This window comes from Pantoea sp. Morm (assembly GCF_016643525.1).
Taxonomy (GTDB): Bacteria; Pseudomonadota; Gammaproteobacteria; order Enterobacterales; family Enterobacteriaceae; genus Pantoea; species Pantoea dispersa.
In genome coordinates this window covers 1-14510 of the sequence record NZ_VOQX01000061.1, presented here as the reverse complement: position 1 = coordinate 14510, position 14510 = coordinate 1, and the positions used below count along the sequence as shown (strand labels likewise).

The 14510-nt window shown below is 59.8% G+C and carries 15 protein-coding genes; 4 read left to right on the top strand and 11 right to left on the bottom strand.

The window, feature by feature from the left end; translation table 11 throughout:
* Positions 1 to 145: 145 nt before the first annotated feature.
* A complete protein-coding gene (gene tpx / locus FT726_RS18885) occupies positions 146 to 649 on the top strand; it encodes a thiol peroxidase (RefSeq protein WP_058780606.1) in 504 nt (167 codons plus the stop codon).
* Between the two features lie 58 nt (positions 650 to 707).
* Here tpx and tyrR read toward each other — a convergent pair whose 3' ends face one another.
* The 7 genes from tyrR to pspA all read right to left on the bottom strand — a co-directional run bounded on the left by tyrR (position 708) and on the right by pspA (position 6523).
* Positions 708 to 2273, bottom strand: coding sequence for a transcriptional regulator TyrR (gene tyrR, locus FT726_RS18880; protein WP_021506133.1), 1566 nt, complete (start codon positions 2271 to 2273; stop codon positions 708 to 710).
* A 213-nt stretch (positions 2274 to 2486) separates the two neighbouring features.
* Positions 2487 to 3560: a YcjF family protein gene (locus tag FT726_RS18875; protein WP_346303218.1), complete on the bottom strand. Its 1074-nt coding sequence runs from the start codon at positions 3558 to 3560 to the stop codon at positions 2487 to 2489.
* Positions 3557 to 4954 (bottom strand): YcjX family protein, encoded by a 1398-nt coding sequence (locus FT726_RS18870; RefSeq protein WP_058774727.1) that lies wholly within the window; start codon positions 4952 to 4954, stop codon positions 3557 to 3559. Before FT726_RS18870 ends, FT726_RS18875 begins: the two co-directional genes overlap by 4 nt.
* Positions 4935 to 5183, bottom strand: coding sequence for a phage shock protein PspD (gene pspD, locus FT726_RS18865; protein WP_021506136.1), 249 nt, complete (start codon positions 5181 to 5183; stop codon positions 4935 to 4937). Before pspD ends, FT726_RS18870 begins: the two co-directional genes overlap by 20 nt.
* A 48-nt stretch (positions 5184 to 5231) precedes the next feature.
* A complete protein-coding gene (pspC, locus tag FT726_RS18860) occupies positions 5232 to 5579 on the bottom strand; it encodes an envelope stress response membrane protein PspC (RefSeq protein WP_288422617.1) in 348 nt (115 codons plus the stop codon).
* A complete protein-coding gene (gene pspB, locus FT726_RS18855; RefSeq protein WP_058769745.1) occupies positions 5576 to 5800 on the bottom strand; it encodes an envelope stress response membrane protein PspB in 225 nt (74 codons plus the stop codon). Before pspB ends, pspC begins: the two co-directional genes overlap by 4 nt.
* Before the next feature lie 57 nt (positions 5801 to 5857).
* Complete coding sequence (pspA, locus tag FT726_RS18850) at positions 5858 to 6523, bottom strand: phage shock protein PspA (protein WP_058758491.1); 666 nt, start codon at positions 6521 to 6523, stop codon at positions 5858 to 5860.
* A 156-nt stretch (positions 6524 to 6679) separates the two neighbouring features.
* On the opposite strand from pspA, the gene pspF reads away from it, so the two are divergent.
* Complete coding sequence (gene pspF, locus FT726_RS18845) at positions 6680 to 7675, top strand: phage shock protein operon transcriptional activator (RefSeq protein WP_125308797.1); 996 nt, start codon at positions 6680 to 6682, stop codon at positions 7673 to 7675.
* Positions 7676 to 7794: 119 nt separating this feature from the next.
* The gene (gene leuA / locus FT726_RS18840) at positions 7795 to 9480 is read left to right on the top strand and encodes a 2-isopropylmalate synthase (protein WP_346303217.1); all 1686 of its coding nucleotides are present in this window, start codon (positions 7795 to 7797) and stop codon (positions 9478 to 9480) included.
* On the opposite strand, the gene FT726_RS18835 is transcribed toward leuA, so the two are convergent.
* Positions 9431 to 10213: a helix-turn-helix transcriptional regulator gene (locus tag FT726_RS18835; protein WP_021506142.1), complete on the bottom strand. Its 783-nt coding sequence runs from the start codon at positions 10211 to 10213 to the stop codon at positions 9431 to 9433. The genes leuA and FT726_RS18835 overlap by 50 nt on opposite strands.
* Positions 10214 to 11077, bottom strand: a complete 864-nt coding sequence (locus tag FT726_RS18830; protein ID WP_215480273.1) for an NAD(P)-dependent oxidoreductase — start codon at positions 11075 to 11077, stop codon at positions 10214 to 10216.
* 215 nt (positions 11078 to 11292) lie between these two features.
* On the opposite strand from FT726_RS18830, the gene pqqU reads away from it, so the two are divergent.
* Positions 11293 to 13416 (top strand): TonB-dependent receptor PqqU, encoded by a 2124-nt coding sequence (pqqU, locus tag FT726_RS18825; protein WP_346303216.1) that lies wholly within the window; start codon positions 11293 to 11295, stop codon positions 13414 to 13416.
* 35 nt (positions 13417 to 13451) lie between these two features.
* Here pqqU and FT726_RS18820 read toward each other — a convergent pair whose 3' ends face one another.
* Positions 13452 to 13931 (bottom strand): DM13 domain-containing protein, encoded by a 480-nt coding sequence (locus FT726_RS18820; protein WP_215480271.1) that lies wholly within the window; start codon positions 13929 to 13931, stop codon positions 13452 to 13454.
* A gap of 244 nt (positions 13932 to 14175) precedes the next feature.
* On the bottom strand, positions 14176 to 14510 hold a 335-nt coding region (locus FT726_RS18815; protein ID WP_346303215.1), incomplete at its 5' end, for an isochorismatase family protein.

The following is a 14510-nucleotide window of genomic DNA, read 5'->3' as shown; positions in this document are numbered from 1 at the left end:
TCCTCAAATCCATGACGTCATAACGTGCTGGTGCAGCTCCACGTTGAATTAGGCTCGTAAACCCTTAAAATTTATGTCATAAACAAACGCTATACCTGTTCTGGTGGGGTTAACGCCAGATTTTTCATCGTTAAAAGGAAATTGTATGTCGCAGAATGTTCACTTTCAGGGCAATCCGGTGCCGGTTGCCGGCCACTTCCCGCAGGCTGGCGAGCAGGCAAAACCGTTCAACCTGGTAGCGAAAGATCTCAGTGATGTGTCCCTTTCTCAGTATGCAGGCAAACGCAAAGTTCTGAACATTTTCCCAAGCATTGATACCGGCGTGTGCGCCGCGTCGGTGCGCAAATTCAACGAGCGTTCTGGCGAAGCTGACAACACCGTGGTGCTGTGCATCTCTGCCGATCTGCCTTTTGCGCAATCGCGCTTCTGCGGCGCCGAGAACGTCAATAACGTAGTGACGCTGTCTACGCTGCGCGGTGCAGAATTTATTGAAAATTACGGCGTCGCGATCGCCGATGGCCCGCTGAAAGGCCTGACTGCCCGCGCGGTGGTGGTGCTGGATGAGAACGACAAGGTGCTGTACAGCGAGCTGGTGAATGAAATCACCGAAGAGCCAAACTATGAAGCGGCACTGGCCGCGCTGAAGTAAGGCTATTGCTGATAAAAAAGCCGTCTGTCACAGACGGCTTGTTGATGCAGAACGCGGATTATTCGCCTTCGCTGCGTTTCTGACCGAGGCCATATTCGCGCAGCTTGTTGGCGATCGCGGTGTGTGACACCCCAAGACGTTTCGCCAGTTTACGCGTGCTGGGATACGACAGATAGAGACGAGTCAGCACTGAACGCTCAAAACGGCTGGTGATTTCATCCAGCGACCCTTCCATTGCCTCTTCGCCCAGCGACACATCCAGCGCCTGCTCCGGCAGCACGATATCCTGCGGGCGCAGTTCATAACCTTCCAGCTGCGTGAGCGCGCGATACAGCGCATTTTTCAACTGGCGCACGTTGCCCGGCCAGTTATAGCGTGTCAGGAACGGCGTCAGCTGCGGTGACAAACGCGGGCGCGGCAGTCCCTGCTCATCGGCGAAGCGCGCCACAAACATTTCGGTAAGCGGCAGAATATCCAGCGGACGTTCGCGCAGCGGCGGCAGATTCAGCGTCAGCACATTCAGACGATAGAACAGGTCTTCGCGGAACTCACCGCGCTGCACCAGCTCAATCAGATTCTTTTGCGTGGCGCAGATCACGCGCACATCCACATGCACTTCATGATCCTCGCCGACGCGGCGGAAGGTGCCATCGTTCAGGAAGCGCAGCAGTTTGGTCTGCATGCGCGGCGACATCTCGCCGATTTCATCCAGCAGCACCGAGCCGCCGTTCGCCTGCTCAAAAAAGCCCTTCTTGCCTTCCAGCGCGTTGGGATACGCGCCCGCCGCGTGACCAAACAGCTCGCTCTCAGCGACGTCATCCGGGATCGAGCCGCAGTTGAGCGCCAGGAACGGTTTTTTACCGCGTGCGCTGCGCAGATGGCAGGCGCGCGCCAGCATATCTTTACCGGTGCCGGTGTCGCCGACAATCAGCAGCGGCGCATCGTGCATCGCCAGCTTGCGCGCCTGGTCGATCACCTGACGCATTTTCGGCGTCACCGCCACGATGTGATCGAATTCGGAGTCATCGGTGACGCTGAGATTCTGCAACTGCCGCCCCATGCGCGCAGTGGATTTCAGGGTGATCATCGCGCCTACCGGCTGGTCGTTCTGCTCATCTTCCTGCGCCAGATAGATCGGGCGCGCTTCCATGAGGAAATCACGCCCCTGGATCACCACATGCTGCGCCTGCGCGTCAACACGTTCACTCTCCAGCCAGCGCTGGAAATTAAAACCGGCAATCAGCGTGCCGGCGTTCTGATTACGGATCTTCTGTTCGTCGAGGTTAAACAGGTTCTGCGCCGCCGGATTCGCCAGTTCGACTTTACCTTTCAGGTCGAGGGAGAACACCGGCTCGGGCATCGCCACCAGCAGCGCGCTCAGCGCGCGATGTTCACGCTCAGACGGCATAAAGGACACGGTGCGGACATCTGTCACGCCCGGTGTACGGCGAATCTCCGCCATCAGGTTGCTGAATGCGTCAAATTCCAGCGCAGAAAAGTTGAGGTAGATGCGGCCCAGCGAGGCAATTTCAATGCCGCGCAGGTCAATATTACGGGCAACCAGCAGGTCGAGTAGCTCGCGCGCCAGACCGATACGGTCCTGGCAGAAAACTTCCAAACGCATTGCGATGAGCCTTAGTCAGGTTTTGATTTTAGAGATAATACGCTAACTTGCAGCGCCTCAGAAGGGTTCTGTCATGAAAAGTTGACACTCTGAGGCAGGTGACGAAGAGAAGTGTAGCGGAACAACCAACAATAATCCCGCCAGAAATCACGCTGAGCACAGATAATTTTACCTTTCACGCCATCGGCAGCGTGAAAGGCAGACAAGGTGAGATTATTTAGCAGCCTGACCTGCTTTCTCACCACTTTTGGCCAGCGATTCTTTAAGCTGACCCACCAGTTCACGACGGAAATCGCCGAGCCGCGGTTTGTCCTCCGCCAGCCACGGCAGCGGACGGCATAATTCCATCGCTTTGATCCCCAGCCGGGCGGTGAGCAGCCCGGCACCGATGCCCTGCGCCGCACGCGCCGAGAGACGGGCGGCGATATCCTGCGACATCCAGTCCATGCCCACCTCACGCACCAGCTCTGACGCACCGGCAAACGCCATATTCAGCAATACCAGCCGGAACAGCCGGATGCGACTGAAGTAGCCAAGTTCAATGCCGTAGATGGCCGCGATGCGGTTCACCAGCCGCAGGTTGCGCCAGGCGATAAACGCCATGTCCACCAGCGCCAGCGGGCTGACGGCAATCATCAGCGTCGATTCTGCCGCGTGGCGGCTGATTTCGCGCCGCGCCTGCCGGTCCAGCACCGGCTGCACCAGCTGGGCATACAGCGTGACAATTTCGCGGTCGTTATGGGTTTCGTGCAGTGCCGCGTGCCAGCGCTGCAGTGCCGGATGCGCCTGATCCAGCTGCGCCTGGCGCGCCAGCTTTTCACAGAACGCCCGGCCTTTGCCAATGCCGTGGCTGTTCAGCAGTTCACGGCCCACGTCACGCTCTTCCGCCCGCTGACGCAGACGATACAGCCGACGCCATTCGCCAATCAGCGCGCCCGCGCCGGCGGCGACAATCAGCCCACCGGCTACACCGCTGCCCAGTGCAAACCAGTCGCGCGTCAGCCAGGCATCGTGCAGCCACTGGACGCCCTGCGCCACCACGCTGATGCCAAAGATACCCAGCCCGACGCCCACCATTTTGCGCCACAGGCTGCGCTTCGGCCGCAGCGCGGCTTCCACTACTTTCTCGCCGGCGCCCTCTTCCAGCGGCTCCGCGTCAGGCGTCACCAGAAACCCCTGTTGCGCGTCGCTGCTAAAGGTGTGTGCCGCGCGCAGGGTCGGCTCCACAGGCTCCTGCAACGGGCGGGCAAAATCTATCCGTGGTTTGAGTGGCGTTTCATCGCTCATCGCAATTTATCTCCCAGTAAAAATTCCAGCGCAGCATCCATGCGGATATGCGGCAACGGCCGGTCGACATCCAGCTGCTGCGGCCGGAACTGTTCAAACTGAAACCCCTGCTGCTGCCAGAAGCTGTTGCCCGGCAGGCGCGGCGGTACTTCGCCCGGGTAAAAGGTCAGCGGTTCACCGTCGGCGAGGCGATGACCGCGCAGCGCCGGTAATTTTTCTCCGCGATGATCCACCAGCCCGCTCTCGGTCGCCTGCACTGACGCCAGCCCTAGACAATCCATGCTGATGCCTTCAAACGCGGCGTTCTGCCACGCGTCCTGCACCAGCTGCTGCAGCAGCGACACCATATTGGCGTGCTGATCGGCGGTGATGTGATCGGCCTTGGTGGCGGCAAACAGCAACTTATCGATGACCGGCGAGAACAGACGACGGAACAGCGTGCGCTGGCCATAGTGAAAACTTTGCATCAGCTGGGTCAGCGCCAGCCGCATATCATTGAACGCCTGCGGTCCACTGTTGAGCGGCTGCAGGCAATCGACCAGTACGATCTGACGATCGAAGCGCAGGAAGTGATTTTTATAAAACCCTTTCACCACATGCTGACAGTAGTAGTGGAAACGCTGCTGCAGCATGGCGAAATTGCTGCCGGCCGGTGCCTGCAGCAGCTTACCGGCCTGCTGATCATCGACGTTGGGCCACGGGAAAAACTGCAGTGCCGGCGCGCCAGCCATGTCACCCGGCAACACAAAACGTCCCGGCTGGATGAAGTGCAATCCTTCGGTTTTGCACTGATGCAGGTAGTCGGTCCAGGCCGCGGCGATCTCCGCCAGGCGGTTTTCATCGGCGGGCGCGAACGGGTCGAGATCGGCGCTCAGGCTGTGCCAGCGCGCGGCCCACTGCTGACGATCGCCCTGCAGCAGGCCGACCATCTGGCGTGACCAGCTGAGATAATCCTGCGCCAGCATCGGCAGATCGAGCAGCCACTCGCCGGGATAATCGACAATTTCGAGGTAAAGGGTGGCGGTATCTTTGAAATGACGCAGCAGAGACTGATCCGGCCGGTAGCGCAGCGCAAGGCGCATCTCGCTGACGCCGCGCGTCGGGGTCGGCCACATCGGCGGCGTGCCGTACAGCTGGGCCAGCCCTTCGTCATAGGTAAAGCGCGGCGTACCCAGCTCACGCTGGGGCACGCGCTTCACGCCCAGCAGCCGCTCTTCGCGTACCACGGAAAACAGCGGCAGACGCGCGCCGCTGTGGACATTGAGCAGCTGGTTAACCAGCGAGGTGATAAAGGCGGTTTTGCCGCTGCGGCTCAGGCCGGTGACGGCGAGGCGCAGATGACGATCCACGCCGCGGTTCATCAGCCCCATCAACTCATTTTGCAGTCTTTTCATCGCTCTCCCTGATGAAACGTGCCGACAGGCGGTTAAACGCCTTACTCAGCAACGGTTCCAGGGCGGCCGCCAGCAACAGGCGCAGCGGACGGCGCGCCACCGATTTCACTGCCCAGCCGGCCAGGCCGCCGGGCGCATAGGTTACTGCACTGATGATGATGAATTTTCCCGCCGACTTCAACGCAGGCGTTGCGCGGCGGCGCAGAGCAGTTAAACGTTGCGTATGCATAGCGCCTCTCTTAGAGCAGCGGACCCGCTGACGGGCCCGCAACAGGGATTAAATCTGGCGGAAACGGCTGCGCACGCTGAAGGTTTCTGAGGTCACGTAACACTCGATATCGCGTACGTTACGCTCATCGGCGGTGAGCGTGTTCTCCAGCTCATCCAGCAGTTCGCGCGCCGTTGGTGTGCGCTCAGAGGGTGCGTCCAGCGGTTTTTCATCCAGCACGTAGCCAAGGATAAAATAGGCGGTCACGGTGATCATAAACAGACCGAAAAACAGTGACAGCACCACAATCACACGCAGCAGCCGCACCGGAATGTCCAGGTACTCGGCCAGCCCGGCACACACGCCGCGCACTTTGCCCTGCTGCGGAATACGCCACAGTTTGCGTCCGTTCATCATGGCTGCCTCCAGTTTGGGTGTTCGGCATCGAGGATCGCTTCCAGCGCCTCGACCCGGTCACGCATGCGGCGCGCTTCCTGCGTAAGCTGCTGCAGGCGCTGCAGGTCACCGGACGAAAGCGCCCCGCCGTTGCGTTTGTTGCTGTAGTGCAGCCATAACCAGATCGGTGCCACAAACAGCACGAAGATCGTTAACGGTATGGCCAGAAATAGTGCGCTCATTGACTCTCCTTTTTCAGTACACCCGGCAATCCGGGCCCGTTAGCAGGCCCGGGGCGATCACTCGCTGCGGTTCATTTTGGCTTTCAGCGCAGCCAGCTGCTGGCTGATTTCGTCATCGGCTTTCAGATCGGCAAACTGCTGGTCCAGCGTTTTGCTTTTACCGAAGCGCTGGCTTTCCGCTTCTGCTTCCATGTGATCGATGCGGCGCTCAAAAGATTCGAAGCGTGCCATCGCCTCATCCAGCTTGCCGCTGTCGAGCTGACGACGCACATCGCGTGACGATGAAGCCGCCTGGTGACGCAGCGTCAGGGCCTGCTGGCGAGCGCGGGTTTCACTGAGTTTTTTCTCCAGCTCGCCAATCTCGCCTTTCATGCGATCCAGCGTCTCTTCAACGTGGCTGGCTTCCTGCTGCAGCGCAGCGATCAAATCGGTCAGCTTCTGTTTCTCAATCAGCGCCGAACGGGCTAAATCTTCTTTCTCTTTACTCAGCGCCAGCTCAGCTTTTTCCTGCCATTCCGCCTGCTGAATTTCGGCCTGCTCAATACGGCGCAGCAGCTGTTTCTTTTCTGCCAGCGCGCGGGCCGAGGTGGAACGTACTTCCACCAGCGTGTCTTCCATTTCCTGAATCATCAGGCGTACCAGTTTCTGCGGATCTTCGGCACGCTCCAGCAGCGAGTTGATGTTAGCGTTCACGATATCGGCGAAACGAGAAAAAATACCCATAATGATGTTCCTCTGGTTGTCATGTCTTTACGCTCATGACTAATACAAAATGCGTGCCAGTTTTTAACAGGCTGATTTTACTGGGTTTGGCTGTTTTACACGCGCGGCGCAATCCGTTAAGGTAGTGAAATTAATTAATCAGTGGTGAATTTCATCATGGCAAACGGTAAAGACAATCTGCTGGGCGAGTCGAATAACTTTTTAGAGGTGCTGGAACAGGTATCGAAACTGGCACCGCTGGAAAAACCGGTGCTGGTGACTGGCGAACGCGGTACCGGTAAAGAGCTGATCGCCAGCCGCCTGCACTACCTTTCCGACCGCTGGCAGGGGCCGTTTATTTCACTCAACTGTGCCGCGCTGAATGAAAACCTGCTGGATTCCGAGCTGTTCGGCCATGAAGCCGGCGCCTTTACCGGTGCCCAGAAGCGCCACCTTGGCCGCTTTGAGCGCGCCGATGGTGGCACGCTGTTTCTGGATGAGCTTGCCACTGCGCCGATGCTGGTGCAGGAGAAACTGCTGCGCGTGATTGAGTATGGCCAGCTGGAACGCGTTGGCGGCAATCAGTCGCTGCAGGTTAACGTGCGGCTGGTGTGCGCCACCAACGAGGATCTGCCAGCATTGGCCGCCGCCGGCCGTTTTCGCGCCGACCTGCTCGATCGCCTGGCGTTCGATGTTGTCCAGCTGCCGCCGCTGCGCGAGCGCCGCAGCGATATCCTGGTGATGGCCGAGCATTTTGCCATTCAGATGTGCCGCGAGCTGGGCCTGGCGCTGTTTCCCGGCTTTAGCGAGCGCGCTCAGCTCACCCTGTTGCAGCACAGCTGGCCGGGCAATGTGCGTGAACTGAAAAACGTGGTGGAGCGCTCGGTGTACCGTCATCACAGCACCGAACAGGCGCTCGACACCATCATCATCAATCCGTTTGCGCCACGCAGCGCTCCTGCGATAACAGAGCCAGCAGCAGAACAGCGTGAAAACGCCCTGCCGGCGCTGCCGCTGGATTTACGCCAGTGGCAAAACCAGCAGGAGTGCGCCCTGGTCGAAGCCAGTCTGCAACAGGCGCGATACAACCAGCGCCGCGCCGCTGAACTGTTGCGCGTCACTTATCATCAGCTGCGCGCGATGATGAAAAAACACGGCATCGAAGCACAGTAGGGTTTAACTGACGGGTATCGCTGCGGCAGCTGTCAGTTTTGCACGCCGGGTTGTCAGCTATGCGTGAGCCGCGTCCGGCAGGTTACTGCAGACTACAGGCAGACCTCAAGGAGACCCTCATGCTGACTCAACCTGCTGAAAAATATCGCCCGTGGCCTGTCATCAATCTGGCGGATCGCCAGTGGCCGTCACGCCAGATCACCCGCACGCCACGCTGGCTCTCAACCGATTTGCGCGATGGCAATCAGGCGCTGGCTACGCCGATGGACAGCGCGCGCAAATTAGCATTCTGGCAACTGCTGCTGCGCTGCGGCTTTAAAGAGATTGAAGTGGCGTTTCCCGCCGCCTCGCAAACCGATTATGACTTTGTGCGCCTGCTGATTGAACAGCAGCACATCCCTCACGACGTCACTATTCAGGTATTAACCCAGGCGCGCGGCGATTTAATCGATCGCACCTTTGCAGCGCTGCGTGACGCGCCGCAGGCGATTGTCCATCTGTATAACGCCACCGCCCCGCTGTTCCGTGAGCGCGTATTTCGTCAGAGCAAAGCTGAAATCGTCGAGCTGGCCTGCGCCGCCGCGCGGCAAATCCGCGCACGCTGTGCGGCGCAGCCCGCCACGCGCTGGACCTTTCAGTACTCGCCGGAAACTTTCTGCTTTACCGAGCCGGAGTTTGCGCTGGAAATCTGTGAAGCGGTCGCCGCCATCTGGCAGCCGGGACCGCAGCGGCCGATGATCATCAACCTGCCCGCCACGGTGGAAGTCAACACGCCCAACGTCTATGCCGACCAGATCGAGTATTTCTGTCGCCACTTCAGCCAGCGCTCGCAGGTGGCCATCAGCGTCCATCCGCATAACGATCGCGGCACCGGCATCGCCTGCGCCGAGCTGGCGCTGCTGGCCGGGGCCGATCGCGTTGAAGGCTGTCTGTTTGGTAACGGCGAGCGCACCGGCAACGTCGATCTGGTGACACTGGCGCTGAATCTCTATACCCAGGGCGTGACGCCTGAGCTGGACTTTAGCGATATGCGCGAGGTGCTGGAAGTGGTGACGCGCTGTAACCAGCTGCCGGTCCATCCGCGCCATCCTTACGCCGGCGAACTGGTGTTTACCGCCTTCTCCGGCTCGCATCAGGATGCCATTCGCAAAGGCTTTGCCGAACGCAGCGCGCGTAATGAAGTGGTATGGCAAATGCCCTACCTGCCGCTCGATCCGCTGGACATCGGCTGCAGCTATGAAGCGGTGATCCGCGTGAATAGCCAGTCCGGTAAAGGCGGTGCCGCCTGGCTGCTGGAACAAAATCACGGCCTGCAACTGCCGCGCGGCCTGCAGCAGGATTTCAGCCGCTGCGTGCAGCAGCAGACTGATGCTCACGGCCAGGAGATGACGCACCACGCGCTGTGGCAGCTGTTCTGTCAGCTGTACGGCCTGCAACAGCCGCGGTGTCGCCTGCTGCAGGCGGAGAGCCATAGCGATGATCAGGGCGAGACGCGGATTAAAGCGCGCCTGCAGCAGGGTCCGCAGCAGCTAACCCTGGAAGGGCGCGGCAACGGTCTGCTGTCAGCGGCGGTCGCCGCGCTGCGTCAGCGCTACGATCTGGCCGTAACCATTGAGGATTACCATGAACACACGCTGGGCAAACGCAGCGACAGCCGTTCGGTGTGCTATATCAGCTGCATTACGCCCCGTGGCGAGCGTGCGTGGGGGGTGGGTATTGATAATGACGTGACGCGCGCTTCGCTGCAGGCATTGCTTAACGCGGCGGGCGCTTTTCTGCCGCCGGAAAGTAGTTCGCTGGCGTAACGCCCAGCACGCGACGAAACATGGCGCTGAAGGCGCTCGGGCTGTCGTAGCCGAGATCGAGCGCCACGGCCAACACCGTATCGCCCTGTGCCAGCCGGGTCAGCGCCACGCTCAGCCGGGCACGCCGCAGCCAGTCGCTAAACTGCAAACCGGTTTCGCGACTGAAATGGCGCGCCAGCGTGCGTTCCGCCACACACAGCTGCGCCGCCGCGCGCGCCAGCGTCCAGCTCTCGCCCGGCGCCTGCTGAATCTGCTGGCACAGCGCCAGCAGCCGGTCGCTGTGTGGCAGTGGCAGGCCAAACGGCAGCACGTCCATCACGCGAATTTCATCGAGAATCAGCTCGTAAATGCGCTCGGCGCGACTGCCAGACGCGTAATGCTCCGGCAGCGTGAGCGCGCTGACAATCAGCTCCCGCAGCAGCGGCGATATCTGCACCACCTGACAGCTGGCGGGCAGATCGGCGCGCGCCAGCGGATCGACAAACAGCGTGCGCGCCGCCACGCTGCCAACGATGTGCAGCGCATGACGCGTGCCGGCCGGCAGCCACACGCCGCGGCTGGGCGGCACAATCCAGCTGCCGTGTTGCGTTTCCACTTTCACCACGCCGCTCAAAGTATGTATCAGCTGCGCGCAGTGGTGATAGTGCCACGGCTCCGCATCGCCGTGCGCGTAATCATGCGCATACGGCACCAGCGGACGCTGCGAGAAGTCAAAGTCGAGCCGCTGACTCATTTAGCGTTTCAGGTACTGATAAACCGCCGCCAGATCCTGCTCGCCGTAACCGGCATCGACCGCCTGCTGCCAGACATCGACGATGTTTTCCAGCGCCGGCAGCGAGGTGTCGCCGGCCGCGTCCAGCGCCAGCCGCGCATCCTTCAGCGCCCAGATCAGATGCATCTGCGGCGTAAAGTCGCCGCTGGCAATCATGCCGAGTTTCATTTTGGCGTACGGCGCTGCCAGCGGACCGCCTTCCAGCACCTGCCAGAGATCGTCGGTAGTGAAACCAAACTGCTCTGCCAGCCGGGTGCTTTCGGCAAGACTCTGCATCAGGCCAATCAGCCAGCTATTCACCACCAGCTTCATGCGCGAGCTGGCACCGGCGGCCCCCAGCCACTGCGTCCCTTTACCAATCGCGGCGAACACCTGCTCCGCCGCCTGGGCGCGCTGCCGGTCGCCGCTGGCCATCACCAGAATCTGCGCGTTTTCAGCCGGCGCTTTGGTACCGGAGACCGGCGCATCAATAAACACCACGTCTGGCCGTGCGGCCGCCAGCCCGGCGATCAGCGCGTCGGTCGCTTCAACACCGATGGTGCCCATCTGCGCCACGGTAGCCCCCTGCTGCAGTGCGTTCTGCACCTGGTTAAGCGTGGCGCGCGTGGTAGCGCCGTCCGCCAGCATGGCAATCACCACGTCTGCGCCTTCCACAGCCTGCGCGGCGCTGTCGCTCAGCGTCAGGCCTGCGGCCACCAGATCTTCACCTTTGGCACGGGTGCGGTTCCAGCCGCGCACGGTAAAGCCCTTCTTCAACAGATTGGCGGCAAATGCGTGTCCCATCGCGCCTAATCCCAGTACCGCCACTACAGGTTGCTGACTCATGTTTTCTCCTTCTTCTTACCGCAGGCAAAACGATCACACTGACAGAAATTGGGGCTAACAGCCAGGCCAGAGGTGCGGTGAAAGGACATTTTTCACGCCACACTTAACAGGGTTCTGCCCTACTATTAACGCTTTTCAAACCCGCGCTAAAACGATTAACATACGCGCGATAAATGTCCCGATTGGTTCATTTCACGTCTTTTACGGTTATTAAAATGAAAATTGCTCTTTTGCGACAGGCGCCGTTGCTGATGCTGCCTGCACTCCTGCCGTTGCCGCTCCTGGCGGCGGACAATGCCAGCAATACCCTGGTGGTGAGCGCCGCGCCCGCGGCCAGTGGACTTTCTGAGCTGGATACTCCGGCGGCGGTCAGCGTTGTCAGCGGCGACGATATGCGCCACGCCGCACCGCGCGTTAACCTGTCTGAAAACCTCACCAGCGTGCCCGGTCTGCAAATCCAGAACCGCCAGAATTATTCGCAGGACCTGCAGATTTCGGTGCGCGGCTTTGGCTCGCGTTCCACCTTCGGCGTGCGTGGCATCAGAATGTACGTCGATGGCATTCCGGCCAGCATGCCGGATGGCCAGGGGCAAACCTCGAATATCGATATCGGTTCCATCGATCGCGTGGAAGTGCTGCGCGGCCCGTTCTCTGCGCTGTACGGTAACGCATCGGGCGGCGTGATCAATGTGGAAACCCAGCGCGGCCAGCAGCCGACCACGCTGGAAGCCAGCAGCTGGTACGGCAGCTACGGCAGCTGGCGCAACAGCGTGAAAGCGAGCGGTGCCACCGGTGATGGCAGCCATGCCGGCGATGTTGACTATACGGTGTCGGCTTCGCGCTTCACCACGCACGGCTATCGTGACCACAGCGCCGCGCAGAAAAACCTCGGCAATGCCAGGCTTGGCGTGCGCATTGACGATGTCAGCACCCTGACGCTGCTGTTCAACAGCGTTCACGTTGAGGCGCAGGATCCGGGCGGCCTGACGCCGGATCAGTGGCGTGATAATCCGCGCCAGGTGGCCAGCAACGTCACGCTGTACAACGCGCGTAAAACCGTCGACCAGACCCAGGCGGGCCTGCACTACCAGCGCCAGATGAGCGACAACGACGATCTCAGCGTGATGCTCTATGCCGGTGAGCGCGAAACCACCCAGTATCAGTCCATCCCGCTGGCGACCCAGCTGAAAGCCGGCTATCCCGGTGGTGTCATTTCACTGGCGCGCCACTACCAGGGCATTGATACGCGCTGGACGCACCGCGCTACGCTGTTGACGCTGCCGGTGACCCTGACCGGCGGCCTCGACTATGAGACCATGAGCGAGAAGCGCAAAGGCTATCAGAACTTTACCCGTAGTGATGGTGCCACCGACTACGGCGTGCGGGGTGATCTGCGCCGCAACGAGCGCAACCTGATGTGGAACCTCGATCCCTATCTGCAGACCGCGTGGCAGCTGAGCGATCGCTGGTCGCTGGACGCCGGCGTGCGCTTCAGCACGGTCAATTTCGATGCTAACGACTATTACGTGACCGCCAGCGATCCGGATGACAGCGGTAATCGCCGCTATCATCGCTGGCTGCCTGCGGCCTCGCTGAAATACGCGATTGATGATGGCTGGAATGCCTATGTTTCCGCCGGTCGCGGCTTTGAAACGCCGACGCTCAATGAACTCTCCTACCGCGCGGCGGATCAGGCCGGGCTCAATCTCAACCTGCAGCCCGCCACCAGCAATACCGTGGAGCTCGGCAGCAAAAAACGCCTCGGCAACGGCCTGCTGACCGCTGCGCTGTTTCAGACCGATACCAAAAACGAGATCGTGTCAGACAGCAGTTACGAAGGCCGCACCAGCTACAAAAATGCCGGTGAGACGCGCCGCCGTGGCCTGGAACTCGGGCTCGATCAGCAGTTTGGCTATGACTGGCACCTGAAAGCCGCGTGGACGCTGCTCGACGCGCGCTACCGCAGTAACGCCTGCGGCAGCGACAGCTGTGACGGCAAGCGCATCCCCGGTATTGCACGCAATATGGCCTACGCCGGACTGGCCTACGCGCCGGAGCAAGGCTGGTATGCCGGCGGCGACCTGCGCTACCTGAGCGACATTGCGACCAACGACCAGAATGATGTCAAAGCGCCGGCGTATACGGTGGTGGGACTGAACAGCGGCTATAAATGGCTGGTGCAGAACTGGACGCTGGATCTGTTTGGCCGCGTGGATAATCTGCTCGATCGCCACTATATCGGCTCAGTCATCGTTAATGAGAGCAATGGCCGGTATTACGAACCCGCACCGGGGCGTAATTACAGCGTCGGCCTGACGCTGAGCTACGCTTTCCAGTAATCTAAAGCGGGCACCGGCGCACGTCGGTGCCTTATTCAGGTGCGATAACGCGCTGAGCCGACAAATTTCGAAAATTGCTCACTCCAGATTTGCACGGCGCAATATTCCTGCGGATCGATGCCTTCCGGCAGCGATTTAATAAAATCACCAAAGTTATTTAAATCGCCAATTAACGCCGACTGATGCTTTATTTGCAGAAATGAATGCTGATCAAACGCCTGAGTTTTGGTGAGGTAAATTTTATAGTGTGGCCCGGGGGCAATTTCCCCCTCAAAGGCGATAACGTTTTCATTGAGATAGACCTTGCCGCTGGCCCAGTAAAGCGCATCACTGCCCGGCTGATGGCGATCAAACTCACCGCTATATAGTGCTTGCTGTTTCACCATATTAACCTCCTTTTGCGTGGCATTCACTTCCGCGGTAATTAACGGTGACAGCACCAGACCTAAAGTAATACCGGTGCCCAAAAAAAACAGACTGGCGATGAGATAAAGCACGTTTAATTTTTTTAGCATCCCTACCTCCCTGCAGCAGAATAGCGCTGTATTTCTCTACCTGATCCTGCTGCTCACTGGTGTTAATAAAAACGTAAAGTCAGGCTAAATATTGGTTATCGTGTTGCTGTGCATACTGTGACAGTAACCAGCGCTGTTACAACCAACTCTCAACGGCGGCAGGGAAAGCGAGGCGCAGCAGAATAACCCGCGGCAGCGAGCAGCAAAGATAAGGGCCAGCAGCACCAGCCCTGGAGGGAAAAGATCAGTTCAGCAGCGCGAGGATTTCGTCAGTGGTACCGGTTTCGCCGAGGCGCGGGAAGATGCGCTCAATGCTGTTGTGGTGGGTTTCAGCGTTCAGGCAGCTCATCGCATCAGTCGCCAGCGTAACGTTGTACCCCAGCTCGTATGCCTGACGCGCCGTGGATTCCACGCCAATACTGGTGGCAATGCCGCACACCACCACCTGCGTTACGCCACGCTGCTGCAGCTGCTGGTGCAGATCGGTATTGTGGAACGCGCCCCAGGTTTTTTTCGTTACGCTGATATCGCCCGGCTGCGGTGTCATTTCCGGCACCAGCACCGCCCAGTCTGCCGGCA

What these genes read in the sequence shown, in the direction of transcription:
- tpx (WP_058780606.1), top strand. Translation starts at nt 146, where the DNA reads ATGTCGCAGAATGTTCACTTTCAGGGCAATCCGGTGCCGGTTGCCGGC.
- tyrR (WP_021506133.1), bottom strand. Translation starts at nt 2,273, where the DNA reads ATGCGTTTGGAAGTTTTCTGCCAGGACCGTATCGGTCTGGCGCGCGAG.
- FT726_RS18875 (WP_346303218.1), bottom strand. Translation starts at nt 3,560, where the DNA reads ATGAGCGATGAAACGCCACTCAAACCACGGATAGATTTTGCCCGCCCG.
- FT726_RS18870 (WP_058774727.1), bottom strand. Translation starts at nt 4,954, where the DNA reads ATGAAAAGACTGCAAAATGAGTTGATGGGGCTGATGAACCGCGGCGTG.
- pspD (WP_021506136.1), bottom strand. Translation starts at nt 5,183, where the DNA reads ATGCATACGCAACGTTTAACTGCTCTGCGCCGCCGCGCAACGCCTGCG.
- pspC (WP_288422617.1), bottom strand. Translation starts at nt 5,579, where the DNA reads ATGATGAACGGACGCAAACTGTGGCGTATTCCGCAGCAGGGCAAAGTG.
- pspB (WP_058769745.1), bottom strand. Translation starts at nt 5,800, where the DNA reads ATGAGCGCACTATTTCTGGCCATACCGTTAACGATCTTCGTGCTGTTT.
- pspA (WP_058758491.1), bottom strand. Translation starts at nt 6,523, where the DNA reads ATGGGTATTTTTTCTCGTTTCGCCGATATCGTGAACGCTAACATCAAC.
- pspF (WP_125308797.1), top strand. Translation starts at nt 6,680, where the DNA reads ATGGCAAACGGTAAAGACAATCTGCTGGGCGAGTCGAATAACTTTTTA.
- leuA (WP_346303217.1), top strand. Translation starts at nt 7,795, where the DNA reads ATGCTGACTCAACCTGCTGAAAAATATCGCCCGTGGCCTGTCATCAAT.
- FT726_RS18835 (WP_021506142.1), bottom strand. Translation starts at nt 10,213, where the DNA reads ATGAGTCAGCGGCTCGACTTTGACTTCTCGCAGCGTCCGCTGGTGCCG.
- FT726_RS18830 (WP_215480273.1), bottom strand. Translation starts at nt 11,077, where the DNA reads ATGAGTCAGCAACCTGTAGTGGCGGTACTGGGATTAGGCGCGATGGGA.
- pqqU (WP_346303216.1), top strand. Translation starts at nt 11,293, where the DNA reads ATGAAAATTGCTCTTTTGCGACAGGCGCCGTTGCTGATGCTGCCTGCA.
- FT726_RS18820 (WP_215480271.1), bottom strand. Translation starts at nt 13,931, where the DNA reads ATGCTAAAAAAATTAAACGTGCTTTATCTCATCGCCAGTCTGTTTTTT.